General features: G+C 56.9%; 20 protein-coding genes. 11 read left to right on the top strand and 9 right to left on the bottom strand.

Annotation, left to right across the window (positions count from 1 at the left end; translation table 11 throughout):
* Nucleotides 1-3 precede the first annotated feature (3 nt).
* Together FH061_RS27415 and FH061_RS27420 are read left to right on the top strand one after the other, a co-directional pair.
* The gene (locus tag FH061_RS27415; RefSeq protein WP_151639014.1) at nt 4-294 is read left to right on the top strand and encodes a nucleotidyltransferase family protein; all 291 of its coding nucleotides are present in this window, start codon (nt 4-6) and stop codon (nt 292-294) included.
* A gap of 341 nt (nt 295-635) precedes the next feature.
* Nucleotides 636-953 (top strand): hypothetical protein, encoded by a 318-nt coding sequence (locus FH061_RS27420; RefSeq protein WP_151639015.1) that lies wholly within the window; start codon nt 636-638, stop codon nt 951-953.
* A gap of 383 nt (nt 954-1,336) precedes the next feature.
* Here the strand turns inward: FH061_RS27420 and FH061_RS27425 are convergent, their stop codons facing one another.
* A complete protein-coding gene (locus tag FH061_RS27425) occupies nt 1,337-1,555 on the bottom strand; it encodes an MbcA/ParS/Xre antitoxin family protein (RefSeq protein WP_151639016.1) in 219 nt (72 codons plus the stop codon).
* A gap of 47 nt (nt 1,556-1,602) precedes the next feature.
* Nucleotides 1,603-1,800: a hypothetical protein gene (locus tag FH061_RS27430; RefSeq protein WP_151639017.1), complete on the bottom strand. Its 198-nt coding sequence runs from the start codon at nt 1,798-1,800 to the stop codon at nt 1,603-1,605.
* A gap of 497 nt (nt 1,801-2,297) precedes the next feature.
* On the opposite strand from FH061_RS27430, the gene FH061_RS27435 reads away from it, so the two are divergent.
* Nucleotides 2,298-2,645: a hypothetical protein gene (locus FH061_RS27435; protein WP_151639018.1), complete on the top strand. Its 348-nt coding sequence runs from the start codon at nt 2,298-2,300 to the stop codon at nt 2,643-2,645.
* Nucleotides 2,646-2,708: 63 nt separating this feature from the next.
* Here FH061_RS27435 and FH061_RS27440 read toward each other — a convergent pair whose 3' ends face one another.
* Both FH061_RS27440 and FH061_RS27445 read right to left on the bottom strand, forming a co-directional pair.
* Nucleotides 2,709-5,285 carry an LPD7 domain-containing protein gene (locus FH061_RS27440; RefSeq protein WP_151639019.1) on the bottom strand — a complete coding sequence of 859 codons (2,577 nt, stop codon included), beginning with the start codon at nt 5,283-5,285 and terminating at the stop codon, nt 2,709-2,711.
* Nucleotides 5,282-5,719, bottom strand: coding sequence for a hypothetical protein (locus tag FH061_RS27445; RefSeq protein WP_151639020.1), 438 nt, complete (start codon nt 5,717-5,719; stop codon nt 5,282-5,284). Before FH061_RS27445 ends, FH061_RS27440 begins: the two co-directional genes overlap by 4 nt.
* A 425-nt stretch (nt 5,720-6,144) precedes the next feature.
* Here FH061_RS27445 and FH061_RS27450 point away from each other — a divergent pair, with 425 nt between their 5' ends.
* Nucleotides 6,145-6,633, top strand: a complete 489-nt coding sequence (locus FH061_RS27450) for a hypothetical protein (protein ID WP_151639021.1) — start codon at nt 6,145-6,147, stop codon at nt 6,631-6,633.
* Complete coding sequence (locus tag FH061_RS27455) at nt 6,620-6,868, top strand: DUF433 domain-containing protein (protein ID WP_151639022.1); 249 nt, start codon at nt 6,620-6,622, stop codon at nt 6,866-6,868. Before FH061_RS27450 ends, FH061_RS27455 begins: the two co-directional genes overlap by 14 nt.
* 1,106 nt (nt 6,869-7,974) lie before the next feature.
* On the opposite strand, the gene FH061_RS27460 is transcribed toward FH061_RS27455, so the two are convergent.
* Nucleotides 7,975-8,238: a hypothetical protein gene (locus tag FH061_RS27460; RefSeq protein WP_151639023.1), complete on the bottom strand. Its 264-nt coding sequence runs from the start codon at nt 8,236-8,238 to the stop codon at nt 7,975-7,977.
* A 95-nt stretch (nt 8,239-8,333) separates the two neighbouring features.
* On the opposite strand from FH061_RS27460, the gene FH061_RS27465 reads away from it, so the two are divergent.
* The 5 genes from FH061_RS27465 to FH061_RS27480 all read left to right on the top strand — a co-directional run bounded on the left by FH061_RS27465 (nt 8,334) and on the right by FH061_RS27480 (nt 10,044).
* Nucleotides 8,334-8,810: a hypothetical protein gene (locus FH061_RS27465; protein WP_151639024.1), complete on the top strand. Its 477-nt coding sequence runs from the start codon at nt 8,334-8,336 to the stop codon at nt 8,808-8,810.
* A gap of 66 nt (nt 8,811-8,876) precedes the next feature.
* Complete coding sequence (locus FH061_RS31555; protein ID WP_264158762.1) at nt 8,877-9,008, top strand: hypothetical protein; 132 nt, start codon at nt 8,877-8,879, stop codon at nt 9,006-9,008.
* Between the two features lie 21 nt (nt 9,009-9,029).
* Entirely contained in the window at nt 9,030-9,362 is a 333-nt protein-coding gene (locus FH061_RS27470) for a hypothetical protein (protein WP_151639025.1), read from the top strand.
* Between the two features lie 25 nt (nt 9,363-9,387).
* Nucleotides 9,388-9,825: a hypothetical protein gene (locus FH061_RS27475; protein WP_151639026.1), complete on the top strand. Its 438-nt coding sequence runs from the start codon at nt 9,388-9,390 to the stop codon at nt 9,823-9,825.
* A 12-nt stretch (nt 9,826-9,837) separates the two neighbouring features.
* On the top strand, nt 9,838-10,044 hold the full coding sequence (locus tag FH061_RS27480; RefSeq protein ID WP_192805283.1) for a hypothetical protein: 207 nt from the start codon (nt 9,838-9,840) through the stop codon (nt 10,042-10,044).
* A gap of 345 nt (nt 10,045-10,389) precedes the next feature.
* Here the strand turns inward: FH061_RS27480 and FH061_RS27485 are convergent, their stop codons facing one another.
* The 3 genes from FH061_RS27485 to FH061_RS27495 all read right to left on the bottom strand — a co-directional run bounded on the left by FH061_RS27485 (nt 10,390) and on the right by FH061_RS27495 (nt 12,814).
* Nucleotides 10,390-10,638, bottom strand: coding sequence for a hypothetical protein (locus FH061_RS27485; protein WP_151639028.1), 249 nt, complete (start codon nt 10,636-10,638; stop codon nt 10,390-10,392).
* Nucleotides 10,639-11,342: 704 nt separating this feature from the next.
* Nucleotides 11,343-12,169 (bottom strand): IS5 family transposase gene (locus tag FH061_RS27490; protein WP_151639029.1). Its coding sequence is split into 2 segments (ribosomal slippage): nt 11,343-11,830 and nt 11,830-12,169, totalling 828 coding nucleotides; the frame shifts between segments, so codons are not numbered across the junction.
* Between the two features lie 261 nt (nt 12,170-12,430).
* The gene (locus tag FH061_RS27495; RefSeq protein ID WP_151639030.1) at nt 12,431-12,814 is read right to left on the bottom strand and encodes a DUF7673 family protein; all 384 of its coding nucleotides are present in this window, start codon (nt 12,812-12,814) and stop codon (nt 12,431-12,433) included.
* A gap of 547 nt (nt 12,815-13,361) precedes the next feature.
* Here FH061_RS27495 and FH061_RS27500 point away from each other — a divergent pair.
* Nucleotides 13,362-13,760: a DUF7673 family protein gene (locus FH061_RS27500; RefSeq protein WP_151639031.1), complete on the top strand. Its 399-nt coding sequence runs from the start codon at nt 13,362-13,364 to the stop codon at nt 13,758-13,760.
* A 353-nt stretch (nt 13,761-14,113) separates the two neighbouring features.
* Here the strand turns inward: FH061_RS27500 and FH061_RS27505 are convergent, their stop codons facing one another.
* Complete coding sequence (locus FH061_RS27505; RefSeq protein ID WP_192805284.1) at nt 14,114-14,995, bottom strand: tyrosine-type recombinase/integrase; 882 nt, start codon at nt 14,993-14,995, stop codon at nt 14,114-14,116.
* Between the last annotated feature and the right edge of the window lie 928 nt (nt 14,996-15,923).

The raw sequence follows: 15,923 nt of genomic DNA on the forward strand, positions 1-15,923 counted from the left end.
AGAATGCGCCCATCAGAAGCGTGGCGAATTCACCGAGCCGCCATCATCAATCTTGTCAAAGAGCATCACTGTGCCAATCCTCGTGTGTTTGGGCCCACTGCGCGCGGCGAGGACACAGAGCAGAGCGATCTTGATCTACTGATCGACCCGACTGAAAAAACGACCTTGATAGAGATCCATTACCTGAAGCGGAAGCTACGGACCGCTCTTGGTGTGCGCGTAGACGTTTGCACTCCCAACTCTATCTCTGGCCGCATCCGCGACCGGGTGCTCAGTACGGCCATCCCGATATAAACGCAAACCCCTTCGCGCCGCATTGCAACCAAGAGTGGCGGCTGCTATCTTATAAATGGCAGTGTTTACGCGCGAAGGCGCGGGGCGTTGGAGACGGTCGTTCATCGACAGAGTCAGCGCTTGTCTCGGTCCGCCAAAACCGATTCGCCGGTAGTACCGGCCCCGCGGGTTAAATTCCCGACACTGCCGCCAGATTTCCGGCACTCATGCGGGCGCGGGGCGGCATGGAGCATGCGCCATGCCGCTTGGGAAGGGGTCACACCCAACCCGGACGGACTAGTTACCCGTCCTGCCTGGTTCAACTCCAGCGTGTGCCGCCATACAACGATGGAGTGGAGCGCGTGGACAAAGATCTCGTAAGCACGGCAACGATCGTCGGTCCTTTGAAGGTGCCAGGTCCGAAGGACTGGCGAGAGAAGTACCGCGGCGCCGGAGAGATCCAATGCGCCGAAAATTTGATGTTCAAGTGCGCAGCGTGCGGGTGGATTCACATCGCCAGCAGCGGCCCGAGCGCGGCCGATCGAGTCGAGTGTTCTTCGTGCCGGAGTAGTTACGCGCAATTTGTCCGCGCGACCGTAGGCGAGGTATTGCAAACCGTAGGCGCGGCGGTGCAGGTCATAGCCTTGCCGCCGCAATTTGCCGACCAGGCCGCCGGATGATCCTACGTCGCCTGAAATGGCAAAGTGTAGGTTTCTACTCATTTACACCGTAATGCCGTAGGAATCTACACTTTGGATAGGGGGAGAAAACCCCTCAAAAAGCCTTGGTTGAACCATTACAATCGATAATTGAGATTATCACCGCCAAGAGAAATCGGCGCAAACCCGCATGAATACTGGGTTTCCGGTGATTTCGAGAAACCTTCTCACTTGGAAGTAATGATGCGCGATGTAGTTCCGCAAAAGCCCGTTTTTATTAAGCCCGACGGCTCGCTCTCCCCTCCGGCCATGCCAATGCGTGCGCCGTTTTGGAAATTGGTCGGTTTGCCGGCGCCAGCGCCGCTCGATGTTATCCGGGCGCACCTCAGGGCAAAGGCATTGAGTCAAAAGTAAGCCCCGCTTTGCGTGCTAGCCAGCAGCTGCTTAATGACCTGACGGCCTTCAGCAGTTTTAAGAAAATTCGCCGGGGTCTGGCCGCCAAGCGCCGACAACGGGCGTTGCACCCACTCCGCGACCCATGCCGCTGCATCGAACCTAGCAGGGTTGCCGGATTCGCGAACCATGCGCCGCACCAAGGTAATCAGGTCATCAATCTCGTTCATGCGGCCTACGATACTACATCGTCAGCGCCAGGCACAGTGCTGCCCACTCACGCGTTGTTCGACGCCTTTTCAATTGTCCTGGTCATCAGCAAATAACCGCGCGCCACATGGCCCTGCTGTGTGAGCACCGCGCCCTCGACTTCGCGGATGAACTCGCATAGCCCCATGAATTTCCCGCGCAGGTATTTCTCAGCCAGCCAGGCCACGTCTTGCTCGTTCAATGAGCGCTGCGCATTCTCTGCCATGCCGGTCTCCGAGGTAAGGTAGTTGCGCGCATCCGAGCCAGAACCGATCTACGAACGGCCTCAGCCAACTACCAGGCGTTCGCCTCGCTGCGCGCTGCGGTATATGGAAATCGCCTCCACCAACAACGCCATTCTTGGGCTTGGTGCGATTTACAGCCGCCCTGCTTTTCCTAAACCTCACCACGGATGATGATCCAAAACTGGATGATCTTTTTGGGAGCCGCCCGCGCGCCCTTGCCGCAGCCGCAGTGATATCGTTTAGATGTCATCCATGCCACTGGAGGATCCCATGCGAAAACAGCGCCAGCAGCCAATTCATGAGATTTGCGAGCCGAGCAAGGTAGTGGAAACGATCGCTCGTCTGGCCAAGTTGTTCAAAGTGCAGCCGCCCGCATTCTACGTAGTGCACCACGGCGACGGCACGCATATGCCGCACGTCCATATGTGCCGACCCAGCGGCGGTCATGAAGCCCGGATTGTCAGCTGCAGGAGGCTCTATGCCCAAGCAAACGAAGCTGAACGCCCCCGAGGCGATTCTTGAGATCATCAAGGATTGGACCGGCGTGCTTGCAGAATATGGCGCGGACTCGGATATTGCGCGCGCCTATGTGCTCGATGCGCTGGCTATCGCCGTTCGCTGGCGCACATTGCTTGAGCCGGCCGGGATTCCCGGTTCTGGACGGGAGGCGGCGGCCGAGTACCGACGGATCATGTTCGAGCGCCAGGCCGAACTCGTGGTCAAGCTGCTGATGTACCCCAGTGACGGCATTGAGCCCGAGTATCATACGCTCATCGTCGCACAGGCAAAAGTCGTCTTGCGATGGTTGTCTGAGCCTCGGTCGTGACGCGCATTGCACGCCAAGCGGCGCCGTTACCGCGCCGGCCGGCGTGGGAAGCGCCCCACCCGGCTACTTTGGACTGGCTTTTTTCCTTGTACTAGTCGACGGCGCGGGCTCTAGAGACTTGTAGCTGGGCGTGCGTTGCTGTCGCGGGTTCAGTTCCGCGCGGAGTTTTTCAAACTGGTCGTTGAACTGTTTGCTTTGGAATCGAATTTGCATTCCACGTTCGGCGGCGACCCGTACAACTCGCGCATTGAACGCATCGCCGCCCAGCGGATCGAATTTGCCGTTGCCGAACCTCTGTTGTGCGAGCAGCAGAGCCAGCTCGATGCTGTCGTCTGATTCCTCGATGACCCAGATCGCCTCGCTTGTGTCGCGCAAAATCTCTTGGTTATGCTGATTGAAATAACTGACGTCCCCGTTGCGCCGCACTTGGTACCTCAGGTTCTCCGTCGGATCGATGAGGGTAACGGTAGTTCTGACGCCGATCATCACAATGGCACTGACGCGCAGCTTGCTCCGGCGCTCATGCTCAATGCGTTGGCGCCGGAGTTCCATCAAGGCCTCCAGATCACCGGCCTGCGCACGCTCCATGAGGAACCCGCGATACCGATTGCGCGCCGGATCCGATCGATTAAGCTCTGCCAGGCGTTCGCGTGCGGCCCGCATGTTGGCCTGCAGCGCCTTTTCTCGCAGCGCCGCCTCTATTTTTATCCGTGACCGCCTTGTCCGAAATTCAGCGTAGGACAGGCGCAACCGTCGCAGCTGCGCCATCTCCAGTCTGTGCTGCTCACGGACCTGCTTTAATTCGTGCTTGGCCTTGCGGATCGCCTCGCGCTCAATAGGGCGGAGATCGATTTTTTTGGTTGCGCGTGCGGAGCGGTACTGGCGCCACATTGCTGGGTTAGGAGGTGGCGGTACGATCGGGGCCTGCGTGTTCAGCTTCTGCAGGTTATATGCGGTCTGAAGCAGCTGACTAGCCTGCCTCCAATTCAAATGCATATGCCGCGTCAGGAAGTCATTCATTGACAGGTTGTGCGTGGAATCCTTGTGGCGAATGCGCGAGCCACTTTCCCCTGGCGTCACAATGTAGTCGTCTCGGCGCAAACCGTATTCCTCCGCCAGTCGAGCCAAGAGAAAATGCGGGTCGATGTTGCGCTTGATCTCCCGGAATAACGCGCGTTGCTCGTCCTGCGTCTGCGCTTCAGCCTCTTTGTGATCGCGTAGCAGCTGCTCGTAATGGTTGTCGGCAGCGCGGCCCGTGCTTTGGTTGATAACCCGCTCTACTCCGGCTCGTTCGGCATCTGGTGGCTGTCGCACGCGGTTATCGGAATCTCTTGGTCGTCGTATGTCACTACCAGCATATCCCGACAAAACGCCTTGATCCCGTCCGGCGTCGTTGTCCAAACGGCGTGTGTGCAAGCCTGGCATAGTGTGAATACTGGTGGGCGGCGCTCCACTGGCAAGCTTCGCAGCGTTCTGCTTAATAGCGGCAGTTCTGGCTGCTGCGCGGGTCCCGACGGATGCGGTACCGGCGTGTTTGCCGGGGTCGACGTGGATTTCGTCGTCGGCGCCACGACGCTTTGCTCGGTCTTGTCCTTCTTCATGGATACCCCCTTTGAGGTACTTGTCGTAAAACTTTTGTTCCAGATCACCCAGCATGACCAGCCGGGTTTCCGGGTCTAGAGATTTATACTCGGCGTATTCCTTGCGGCGTCCCGTGCTGATCAGCTTAATTTCCCGCTGGCGCTGCACTATCCAGTCCTCCACCAGCGCGTCGAGTTCCGCATCTGTGCGCTTGCCGACGCCAACCTGGTTCGGCGCATCCGGGGGAATGAATCGCGGCGTCGCGCCCATGCAGTCCCGGAAGATGCCACTCGATAGATTCACAAACTTCTCGAACCCGGGCGGCTTGATCGCAACGTACTCGCGTTGCGGGCCTTTGCCCTCGTTGCGTACGCGAACCTCGCCGTGTCGCTTTGCCAGTGCAATAAGCCCTTGCTTATCCGTGATCCCCTCCTGAATAACCAGCTGCTCGAGTTTGGCCTTTACGTCCGCAAAGCTCCCCTTCTTGAACGTCGTCACCCGGTCGCGGGCAATGATGTCGGCCTTGGTCGTGCTGTCGACGCGAGGCCGGTCCTTTGGCGACACGAGCTGGTGGCGCCGGTTGATATCTTCCTGCAGTGCGTCCAACCAAATTTTGTTTTTCTGGACACGTCCAAGTGGGTTGAGCGCCTTGCCGGACATTAAATTTATATTCGGAATGACAAGGTGGATATGGTCGAGCCGGGCGATCCATTCCCCGGTCGTTTCGTTCATGTAGCCTTTGATCTTGGCCCGGTGCGCTTCCGCATAGTACAAATATTCCTCAGGCAGGAACGCTGGCATGAGGTTTTGCATGTAGTCATCCAAGACTTCTTTCATCTTCTCGGGTGACAAACCGATCTCCGAGAAGGAGAGCGTTAAATGCAGATACTTTTCCCCGTCATGGTCAATGGACTTGATCAGTTTCCGGGTAGCGTCGGCATCGCCGGCCAGCACGACGCGCTCATCAAGTTCGTCACGGGTGTATGGGCGCCCCTGTTTTTTCCCGTGTTCAAGATACTCAATAACCCCGTCCTCGCCCCCGCCCTGGCGAACGATCATGGGGGCAAGCGTGACACTATCACGCGGGTAAGAATCGCCAGCTGCTCCGCAACTGCGGCGTAGGTGGTGTTCGACACCTTGCCATTCAGATGATCATAGTGGAGCCGCTTCGCGATCTGGTTACAATTATTTGACGCTGCCGCGAAATGGCGGTACATGTCCCGATTCAAGGCTTTCATCTTTTCCGGCACCGGCGGCGGCGGGTGTATCTCCAGCTTTTCGCCATTCATTGCCGCCGTCACCAGGTCGCGGATGAAACGTGATGGCGTCACGTTCGCTGTCTTGCATGCGTCCTGCAATTGCATGTGCACGGATGGCGGCAAGCGACTCGCCACGATGATCGACGCCTCATCGGCTACGTCGGATTCGATGCTGTCGCCGGCCGCTACCGGCATTTGCGGCGGCTCTGCCGCACTTGGCTGCGAAGGTTCCATGCCGCCCTCCGTGGCGGTTTTGGCGTGCGTCAGCACGCGGGGTTTTTGGGAGTTTCTAAGAGGGGCCCACCCTCTTAGGCAGCAAAGCGTTAATGTTGTCGCTAGACAACGTTAACGCTTTCGTCGTGCCTGGTTTTGTTCGTGTATGGCTCCTAGGAAATATCTTAGCGTTCCTAGCATCGTGTGGGCTTCAAAAAGGCTTGCAAACCCCTTGCGGTCAACGGGGTGGCAGTGCGCTGGCGCCCTTGACTTTGCGTTCGTCGGCTGGCGAATCCCGGCGGCTGGAAACTGTGACGACCAACTCGCGGATGCTTCGGCGTCGCTAAACGCGTTTAAATAGCCTGGTGCGCTTACGGTACCAGCTGGTGTGATCTCAACACCGTTTGGCGCGATGCTTGCGTTTTTGGAAAAACCGGATAAAACAAATGCATCTCTATCAGGAAAGGAACGCCATGCGGAAGGCCATGAACGCGGGAGGAATGCGCGCGAAACTTCGGTATATGCTCGGGGAGTGCACCGGTCATCCGGTCGGCTGCTTGAATATCGCTAAGCTGCACGACATCCAGGGAATCTTGAGTCACTTCAAGGTGCCGGCGCTGGCGCTTAAGCTCGACCGTCCGTCCAACGGCAACTACAATCGGGTGATCGCTGCATGCGGCACGACCTTCGGCGTTCCAGATACTGCGCACGTCGCCGAGCCTGGCCACGTTGTATATGTGATCGTCGGGACGAATGTGGAGCCGGAAGAAATCATCCGCTTAGCCTTACAGGCAGAAGTGTGGCCTAGCACCCCGCTCTCCTCGCATCGCGCGAACGAGCTGAGCCCCGATGCGTTCAAGGCATTAGTGCGAGAGGCTTTTAAAGACCATCCCCCGCCGACACCGCCGACGCCGTATCAATATGGACTGTTCTAAGGCTCAGGGTTTGGTCTGGATTGATCCCGAACGCATGGGAGGCGTACCGTGCTTTCGCGGCACGCGCGTACCTGTGCGACTGCTATTCGCCAACTTGGCGGCTGGGTTGACAGTAGGTGAGATTGTGGATGACTACCCTACATTGGCCAAAGACATCCTGCTGGCTGCGCTCGAGCTGGCCGGGGAATTGTTGGAAGCGGCTGCAGATCAGCCGAATGGCGGCGCGCAGAAATGACAGGTGCGGCCTAGTCGCCGCCAATAGAATTTAGCCAGTCGAGTACCCGGCTGGCGCTGGCCACTGCGCCTTCCATGTCGTTGTGATCGCTCGATACGAGCGTGTGGCAGCAAATGCGGGCACACCAAAAGGAATAGTCGGGTCTGACAAGGACCCTTGTGTTGTAGCCATCGAAGGGACAGACCGTCAGGCGCTTATAACAGCACGCGACTTCCTGTAGCGCCAGCGTCTGCCTGGCAGGAAGTGGGGACGCAAGCTGGTTGGCATACAGGAGCAACGCCCGCACCGTCACGCCAAGATTCGCATGCACTCCCATCGGAACAGCGTACGTGCCATACGGACCCTGATCCACACCAGCTCCCGTGTCTTACATGCCAAATTTCCAGAACAGCCCTTTCCCCGGCTGCACAACACGGCTCGGGCCACCAAGGATCGCCGGCACGCGCGGCCTCCATCTGCGCCACCAGTTTTTGCCCTTGGTACAGCACCTCCACGTCCTTCGAGCACGCGCTAGGTCTGTCGCGGTCGATACACTCGGCGACTTTCACGCAGCACATCTGCAGCACTTCGACGCGTGTCTCAATGCGATCGCGCTGCAAGTCGGTCGCATTCGGATCTTTAAACGCCGCTTCAGGCTGGCGGGCGCTTGCTACCAGCAACTTGGTCAGTTCCGATTTCATTTGCTCGTTCGTCGGCTTGGCTTGCATGGCTTGCCCTCCTTTGGTCAAGTCCCCGCCTCCGACCTTCACGTAACGGCCCGATTGCGGCGATGTTGCCGTGGTCGCATCCAACTTCCATTGGCGTGCGCCTCCATTCGTCCTTTGCGTCTAGGAGTGCCAAGTCCTCTGCGAGCAGTTGGTCAATCCGAACCCAGTCTCCGATGGGGGCAGCGCGATGCAGATCAGTCGTACGATTCATCCTAGTCCTTTCCATGTCGGTTGTGCTCTACCGAAACCGCACTCTATCTATTGCTGCCATTTTGTTAACACTGCCGCCGTCGGTTCTCATACGTAAAAAAATTTCTACCCCGCTCAAAAATCCGCTACACAAACTCGAAACCTTCACTACAATAATAGTGTGAGCGCATACAATAACAAGGCGAATGTTTAACTTGATTGAGGGCAAGCAATGAACGACCTGGTCGACCCCATCAGCATTACCAGTGTGATCTTGGCTCTTTGCGAAGCGTGGAAATCGTCATACCCAACTGGGTTGAGTTCGATGACATACCGCTCGACGCGACCAGGATGCCGGTGGCCAGCGACCCGGACGGTGAGCCCGTTGAGCTGGCAAAGCTTGTAGTGTGCAACCTGACTGGCGCCAGCATCTTTTTCATCCATCCGCTGCAAAAACAAATGTCGTGTGCGCATGCGAAACATATTGTTCCGATACTTTTAGTACGCGTATCAATAAATTGTGGATACACTACAGCCGCGCCTCGGGATCGGGGACACAGGAAATCACTATGACTGCAACAATTGCTGCTGGAAGTGACGGCATGCCGACGGCAGCCCAACAGCAAAAGTGTTTCGACATTCGGGAGGTGCCCGGAGCGGATGGCAAGCGTTACGATTTCGGCCTTTATCTTGGCGTGGATGCTGCCAGCGCTATCGATCTTGCGGCTAACTGTTTTGGCAGCGCTGCTGCTGACGTGGATTGGCTGAAGGGCAAAATGGTCGCCACGGAAATCCCGACGCCCGGGTTGGTCAAGGCTAATTGGGCGCGGCTCAATTTCTTCACCGATCGCGGCGTGCGGGCGTTCCTGAGCCTGATGTGCGACGACAAAGGGTTCTACGTCATCCTCGACGGCAAAGATAATGTGAATGCCCCGCGCTTCGATACGCCAATCCTGGCGATGAGAGATGCCTGCCTGCGCTGGGCCGACCCCGTGTGGCAAATGGAAAGTTTAGATGACCATGGCGAACCTTGTCAGCCCGCTTAAGGCGATCAGCCCGTCATCTTGGGAGCTTTTCCTAATCAAGTCGGCCCGGTTGGGCTAGGAGATAGCATGACAACCACAACCGAGGCCCCCGGCACAATCGCAACTCGCGTCTTTGATGTGCTCGTTGGGCATGGTCAAACGACGGTCTGGAAAATCAGCGCAATGAGCGCTAAAGTGATTGCGGAAGCGACGCATTAGGTGGCGGCATCGCAAGGCGTTGTGATTAGCGCCATCGACGCGCGTCTGATTGCGCTACTTGTGGGCCAATACTATGACTATGGCCCGAACAATTATCTTGGAACCCTGCGGTCAATCCGAAATTCAGTAGTCGGGCTTTGCGACCTCACGGCGTACCACGCTCGGCTTGATGGCGATCAGATGCTGATGAATCGGCAGACCGGCTCCGTTGACACCCGCGCGAACTGGCTTGCGGAAGCGCCAGCCTGGGATGTGGATATTGCCGAGGACGTGCTCATACAGTTCAACGAGTTGTTGATGCCGCTTGTTCTTTCCCCGGAAGGCCCGTACATCGAAGCCGACGGCGCAAAGTAGAGCATACTGAATCTGAAGGCCTGACATGATTGCAACCGCTACCATCGCCTATCCCATTCAAGACAGCAACACCCGGCGGCCTACGCTGTTCCGCGCCTTCTGCCACTCCAGCGCAAGTCGACTGGAGCATTACACGCCGGGCGAGGAAACAGTCTTTATCGACGCGGTGGACAGGGATGATGCGGCCCGTCGTATTACTCAGCTGCTCGCGATCCTATGGCATGTGCCCGCTGATTCAATTGGGTTTTACAACCTGTCGGACGAAAACGAGCTGTTCGAGCAATTGGGCAACGATCATGGCGGTGACGTGCGGCTGTTCGAAGCTGGTTGGTGCGGCGCGAAAGGAGCGCTGTACTTTTCCGAGAGCCACATGCCTTACCTTCTTGTCCGGCCGGAGACGGTGAAGCGCTTGAAGCAAGCGTGGGCCAGCATTCCGGCTGACGCGTGGCGTGGCGTGCTTTAAAGCGAGGTGGAGATGCCATACGTATTGATTGTGATGACGTTTTTGGGCGGCACCGGCACTTGGGGCCCGACGGTAAGCATGCAGGAGTTTTCGACGCAGCCGCGCTGTGATCAGGCGAAAGACGCGATCCTGGGGACGTTCGAGGACATGAGCAAAACCAACATGCTCGGCCGCACGTCGTTTCGCCAGATCCTCTTGGCCGAGTGGAAACCGAAATAATTGGAGTGAAGGACATGAAGAAATATTGTGCGACGCCGCCTATGGTGGCGAACGAGCAGGATGGTGTCGTCGCGGTGTCGTTATGCCAGGCGCCGTACTATCATCAGCCGTGTCAGGCAGCATTTCGTATGGGAGGTGTGAATTAATGCCTGGGCAATCTGATACCAAGCGGGCCGGCTCACTTGCGCCGCAGGATCTTTGCAAGGCTGGCAAACTGGCGGGGATTAGGCAGACCGAGGCGGGCGCCCGACTTCACACGATGGGTGATGTTTGGCAACAATGGGAGGCTGGCAACCCGGGCGTCGTCGTGCATCTTGGAAGATTTTCTCGATTAAACGGATTCGGCTAGGTCCAGGAGAATCGAAAGCCCATTGCAAAAATGGTGGTCATCGCGCTTGCAGACGACGGCATCAAGCGCATCACGGAGGGCCATGTTCCACCCCAACGGATCACTCCGCCGTTATCGGTACCAGCGAAGACTGCATTGGCATATATCTGAAGCACCGCGCCGATTTTGATGCGCTCCTGTCCCCTCAAGAGGCCGACGCGAGTTGGCTGGAAAAGCCTGTCTGTGACCACGCCCCAGATCGGCATAAATCGTTTCGTGCGATGGCCGCGTCACAGTCGGACGGGCGGAAGTCTACGTCGAGCTCCACAAGCCAAAGGCGAAGCGCAAGCGTCCTGATGCTGAGACCGACAAGCTGCTTTTCTGTACCGGCGAGGCGCGGGTAGAAACCATCGCGGGCTATCAATGACAAGCGCAATCGGAACAGAAAAGAGCGCAATCGCAACGCATGGAACCGCGTGGGCTTGGCCTCAGCCCTTGTTTCACCATCGACCGATGCCACATCCTGCTAGCCAGTAACGAAACCGCGCCCGTTGCTGTGTCCGGTTTCCAGAGGCTCATGCGACTCCTGACATCGCTTCACTGTTCCGAACGACCGCCTATGCCGGCGCGAAGTGCGTGCACAATCCGACTCTGCGCGATGGCGCAGATCAATGCATCGAACCGGATGATTCAGTACGGCCTGAGTCCGACAAGCACCTGATGGTGGCATGGGCTGCCATCCCGCCGACGCCTGGTACAACGCTGCAGAATTTCGGCTTGCCGATGTTCGATGAAGGCCTGCCGTCACAATCCACGGGGCGGATCAGCTGTCAGATCTGGCTTGGTGGTCACAGCAGCGAGATGAGTCCCACTGTCGTAGGGTTACGTGCGATGCGAGAATGATGATGAGGTGACAAATGTCATCTTCAGGAATTGCGGACGAAATCATCCCGTGTGCATCTAAGAGCGTCTAACAAAATGGAAATGGTTCACGCAGTGCGTTGCGTAGCGTACGCCAGCAAATGATCACGCATCCCAAGCGGAGAAATCCTTCATGCATATCAGCCCGTCGTTCGTAGCGCACACGCAGGCGACGAAACTGATGCAACCAGGCGAAGGTGCGCTCGACCACCCAGCGCGTCATACCCAAGTGGCTGCCATGGCGAGTGAGACGTTTGCCGATCTGCGGCGTAATCTGACGCTGCCGCAGGATACGGCGATACCGTTCGCAGTCGTAACCGCGATCGGCTTGTACACAGTGAGGCTTGCTTAATGGCCGTCCACGTCGGCCAGCGATCGACGGCACACCGTCGAGCAGCGGCATGAGCTGCGTCGAGTCATGGCGGTTGGCTGCCGTCAGGATGACGTTGAGCGGCGTGCCATTGCTGTCGACGACAAGGTGATGCTTGCTGCCCGCCTTGCGCCGATCAGTCGGGTTGGGGCCAGTTTTTTTCCCCCATGCACTGCGCGTACCGACGAACTGTCGGCGATCACGCGCGAGAAATCGAGGCGGTCGGCGTTGCGCAACTTGGCCAGCAGTACGCGATGCAGCTTTTCCCAGACACCTGCTTTCTGCCAGTCGCGTGCGCGGCGCCAGCACGTCATGCCCGAGCCGCAACCCATTTCCCGGGGCAGCATTTCCCATGGCAGGCCAGATTGCAAAATGAAGACGATGCCAGTGAACACACGTCGCTCATCGAACCTCTTGCGGCCGGCCGGCGTCTTGTGTGGCGGTGGGGGCGGAAGCAATGGGCAAACGATTTCCCATAGTTCATCATCAACCAGTTCGCGGGCCATGATGTCTCTCCACGGAACAACTTGGAAAGATCATTGGACCGCAATCACCCCATTTAGTTAGACGCTCTAAGTCAAAGGGACGGACACCGCGGGTTGTGCTGTCGACGTGAGATGTGTCCGGCCACATCGAATGCCTGCATACCCAGCCATTGCTGGCTTGGTCGCAACGTCTTGCCCTTTGGGTGACAGGGTCTCGTGGGTCGTAAAAACCGGAAGGCAAGTATGTTTTACTTAGTTCGCGTTCCCTTTTCAGCAGACAGATCATCTAGAGCTTGGGCTGAGGCCATGGAGCTGCGGTAGTTGTTCCCAGAAGGCTCGGTTCCTATGAAATTCCTCACGGACGAATCGAGGAATACCACTCATTGCAATGAGCCGCAGTAGGGCAATGCAATCTTCTTCGGTGGCGTAGTCAAGCAGCGCAAGGCTCAGAACGTTGAACCGGAACCGTCGTTGGTCAAATAAATTCATCAGCAATGCGGCAACGACCCGATGCTGATCGGACCGAGAGCGCACACGTGTCGAAAGGCGTTCGAACGCCGTAATGCCTTGGTCTGCAATTCTTGCGTTCTCTGCTTCCCGCCGCATCAAGTCTACGATTTCCTGTGGCGAGAGTAGTGCGGTGTTTCTTTCCTCTTTATAGGTCATGCGGCGCCCCTTCAGATTGGTACCCGGTATATGCGTCTAGCGAAGTCAGTGTTCGCTCGGACAACGCAGCAATGGTAACGAGAAGAGTTTGCGGTTCTGCAGTATCAGTACTTGCAGTTTAATTTTCTTATCTACAGCAAGTAAAAGAGACGATGCGCGAACAACAAAACTTCAGCAAGGATGCACTGCGCGACCGTATGCCGAATGTGATCTATTGGCGGCGCCATATCTGCTCGCCAAGACAGACAACCTCCGTGTCGGTTGATCTGGCCAACGCCAGTGCCATGTGCGGTCGGTCCTTGAAGTCCAGCACGGAAGCATCCGGCACCGCGACTCTGGGCATGGTTGTAAGGTCCGGCTGCCCCGCATATTTTTTGGGTCAAAGGCCACAACATGGGGCTGCAACGGAATTACTGCAGCGGTGCATATCGACTGGTGTAATCTCCGGCTATTGGCAGTGATTATTTTGAAGGCGCTGTCTCGTGTTACGCACCACTGCCCCTCGGCTAAAAAAGACAGCAAGTCGGTGAGGATGAAAAGGAGAGCTATGCAAGACGATCAGTTGACTCGCCAAGGCGGGCGTAGCGGCGAAGCGGCGCTCGCGATGATCTTGAATTGGAAGGGCCAGCAGCGTGAAGTTGTTCAGGCGGGAATCGAAGCCTTTGACCGATTACGCGCTGTCGCCGATGGCGACAGCAAGCAGCCACGTGTAGTCGCGTCCCTGCTGCTACATATTTTTGACAACCGCCGCTTCCCTTTTTCCATCGGTTGGCTCGGCGTGCTCGATTTCGAGCGCGCAAATGATTGTATCCTGGTACTTACGATGGTCATTCAGTATGGTGTCAACGAAGAATTGCGCCGGCGTTTTGCCGTTGTCGAATATTGGGATAACCTATCGCAACGCCATCAGATCAAGGCAAGGCGGCGATGCAGTTGGGATTTGTGATGCGATCTATCGCGCGCTTTGAAACGCTGTCCTTGTCAGGCAACCAGCCCTTTGTCGCTGGGGTGCATAGACCGGTCCAATTCCGGTCCGGCTATGGATGCCCGAGTGATGGCCTGCCGCAAGAAGTCGTCATGCCAATTTGGTCATCACGCCGCGCGAACCGTGTTGACGCCGTGTCTCTGGCGTCTGACGGCGCGAGCGGTTATGGCGGATCCGAGTGCAGAGACAATTCGAACAGGAGAATGGCGAGGGTGACCTGCATGCTCGCTAAGCATCAAAGGTTCGGCAGTCCAACCCATCCTGCTGTGCGTGATCATCGCGGCCCTTCAATGGCAGCTCCGGCAACATTGCGCTTACCAGAGAAAGCGAGGGTCTTGCTGCATTCGTCGGTACTGTTGCCGTTCTTTGATGCGTCCGGCGTTGGCATGATCATCATATAAATCAACGGATTCAACGTCGTGTAAGCCGAGAAGCTGTTGCAAGGTCGTCGCCGGCGTTTGCTTGGCGAGCTCCCGTTCCGCGAAGGTGTTGCGTAGAGTCCTGCCCCCGAGGTGGGCAGGTGCTAGCCCTGCCCGTTCAAAAGTACGTCGAACGCATGAATATAACGTCGCGGGATCGAGCCGCTCGTGCGGTGTCTTCAATTGTTCCGCCGGTGGGAATAGGCGATTGGCGGGAAGTTTTCGCGCCCGGTGTTCGCCGACCCAGTCCATCACAATCGGTATGGCAAATGCATGCAGGATCGTAGTATGGCGAGCCCGAAGACCATCGGGGCTCTTTTTCACATCGATGGTGACTTGATTGCCGTGGCGATCGAAAATGACCGCAGACCGCTCCAGCCTCAGCACTTCGGAAGGCAATAGACCTGCTCCCAGCATCGTAATAAGCATTGCACCGTCTCTGCGTTTCTTCCAATGCGTTTTCGGCCCGCCTGGTAAAGCCAGAATGAATTGTTCCGCCTGTGCTTCAGTGAGCGCCTGGCGTTCCAAGTTTTTGCCGGTACCGTTGGGCGAGCCGGACAAGATAGCGCTGGCTTGATGGGCTGGATTAGGTTGAATTCCGAGTTCAGCAAACACCCGTTCGAGGATTTGCAGGTACTTGACACGAATACGGCTAGTAACCCGCCTGGCATCGACCGCGCGCGAACGGCCTTCCAAGAAGTCGAAAATATGGCCGCTCGTTGCGGTCGTCAAGTCGACACCATCAGCGTCGAGGTGCCGGATGAAGCGGGAAAACATGGCGACGACCACCTTGATTGACGACGGGGCGAGTTGATATGGGCGCCCGGTTTTCGTGTCAATCGGGGGTAACCGTCTTCCAAGCCGTTGGTACTGCGGTGACATCACAAATGAGGTAAACGCCTGCAGAGGATCTGCAATCCAGTCCGGATACGAGACACCTGTCATGTTAGTCAGTTGGTAAGAGCCCAATATACCGGATAGTTTATCAGGCTTGACGCCCACTAGAACGTCAACTATCTATTAAACGCAATTAATAAAGTGATTCAGAACTATTAGGAAGAGCCTGCGCGCTGAATACGCACCGCAATATGCATGCAGCTGTCAGGCAAGGCCCTGCCAGCTATTCGGTAGCCCCGCCAGCAGCAGCTAATCGGAGCACCCCTAACCCTTTCTTTATTAATTGTGTTTTTTGCTAAGGGGTTGCGCGCTATTCTACCCTTGCTACGGTGGCATTGCCGCCCTTCTGGCGTTGGTCCGGGTTGTGAATCTCTGGTGCCTGCCTCGTACGCTATTGGATTTAAGCGGTCAATCTCCTGTACAAGATGCCAACGTCAGGTAACCTGGGGTGGTGATACCAAGCCAGTACGAACCGCAGGCATTCAGACTAGGGTTCGAACATGTCTTCAACAGCTACTATCAACTGGCCACAGAGGATCGTATCGGCTCCGATTCTTATCCGGTAGGAAGCCTTGCTGCACTTCGGGAGTCTCGTAGAACAGCGAAGCGATCGCCGGCGTTCTAATTATTCAGGGCGCGGTGAAGTATCGGATTCCCAAGGAAACCCAATGCGCGTCGTCATTCTTGTCTTGGACGCCAGTTGACACAGAGTCCGCACCAGGGCAATTGGCAACCGTCCGAATGCTGACCAGCTGAATTCCTTGCTGCAATATCTGCATGGGGAGCACTTTTGCATGGAGAGTCAAGA

The organism is Noviherbaspirillum aerium (genome assembly GCF_008929045.1).
Taxonomy (GTDB): domain Bacteria; phylum Pseudomonadota; class Gammaproteobacteria; order Burkholderiales; family Burkholderiaceae_D; genus Noviherbaspirillum; species Noviherbaspirillum aerium.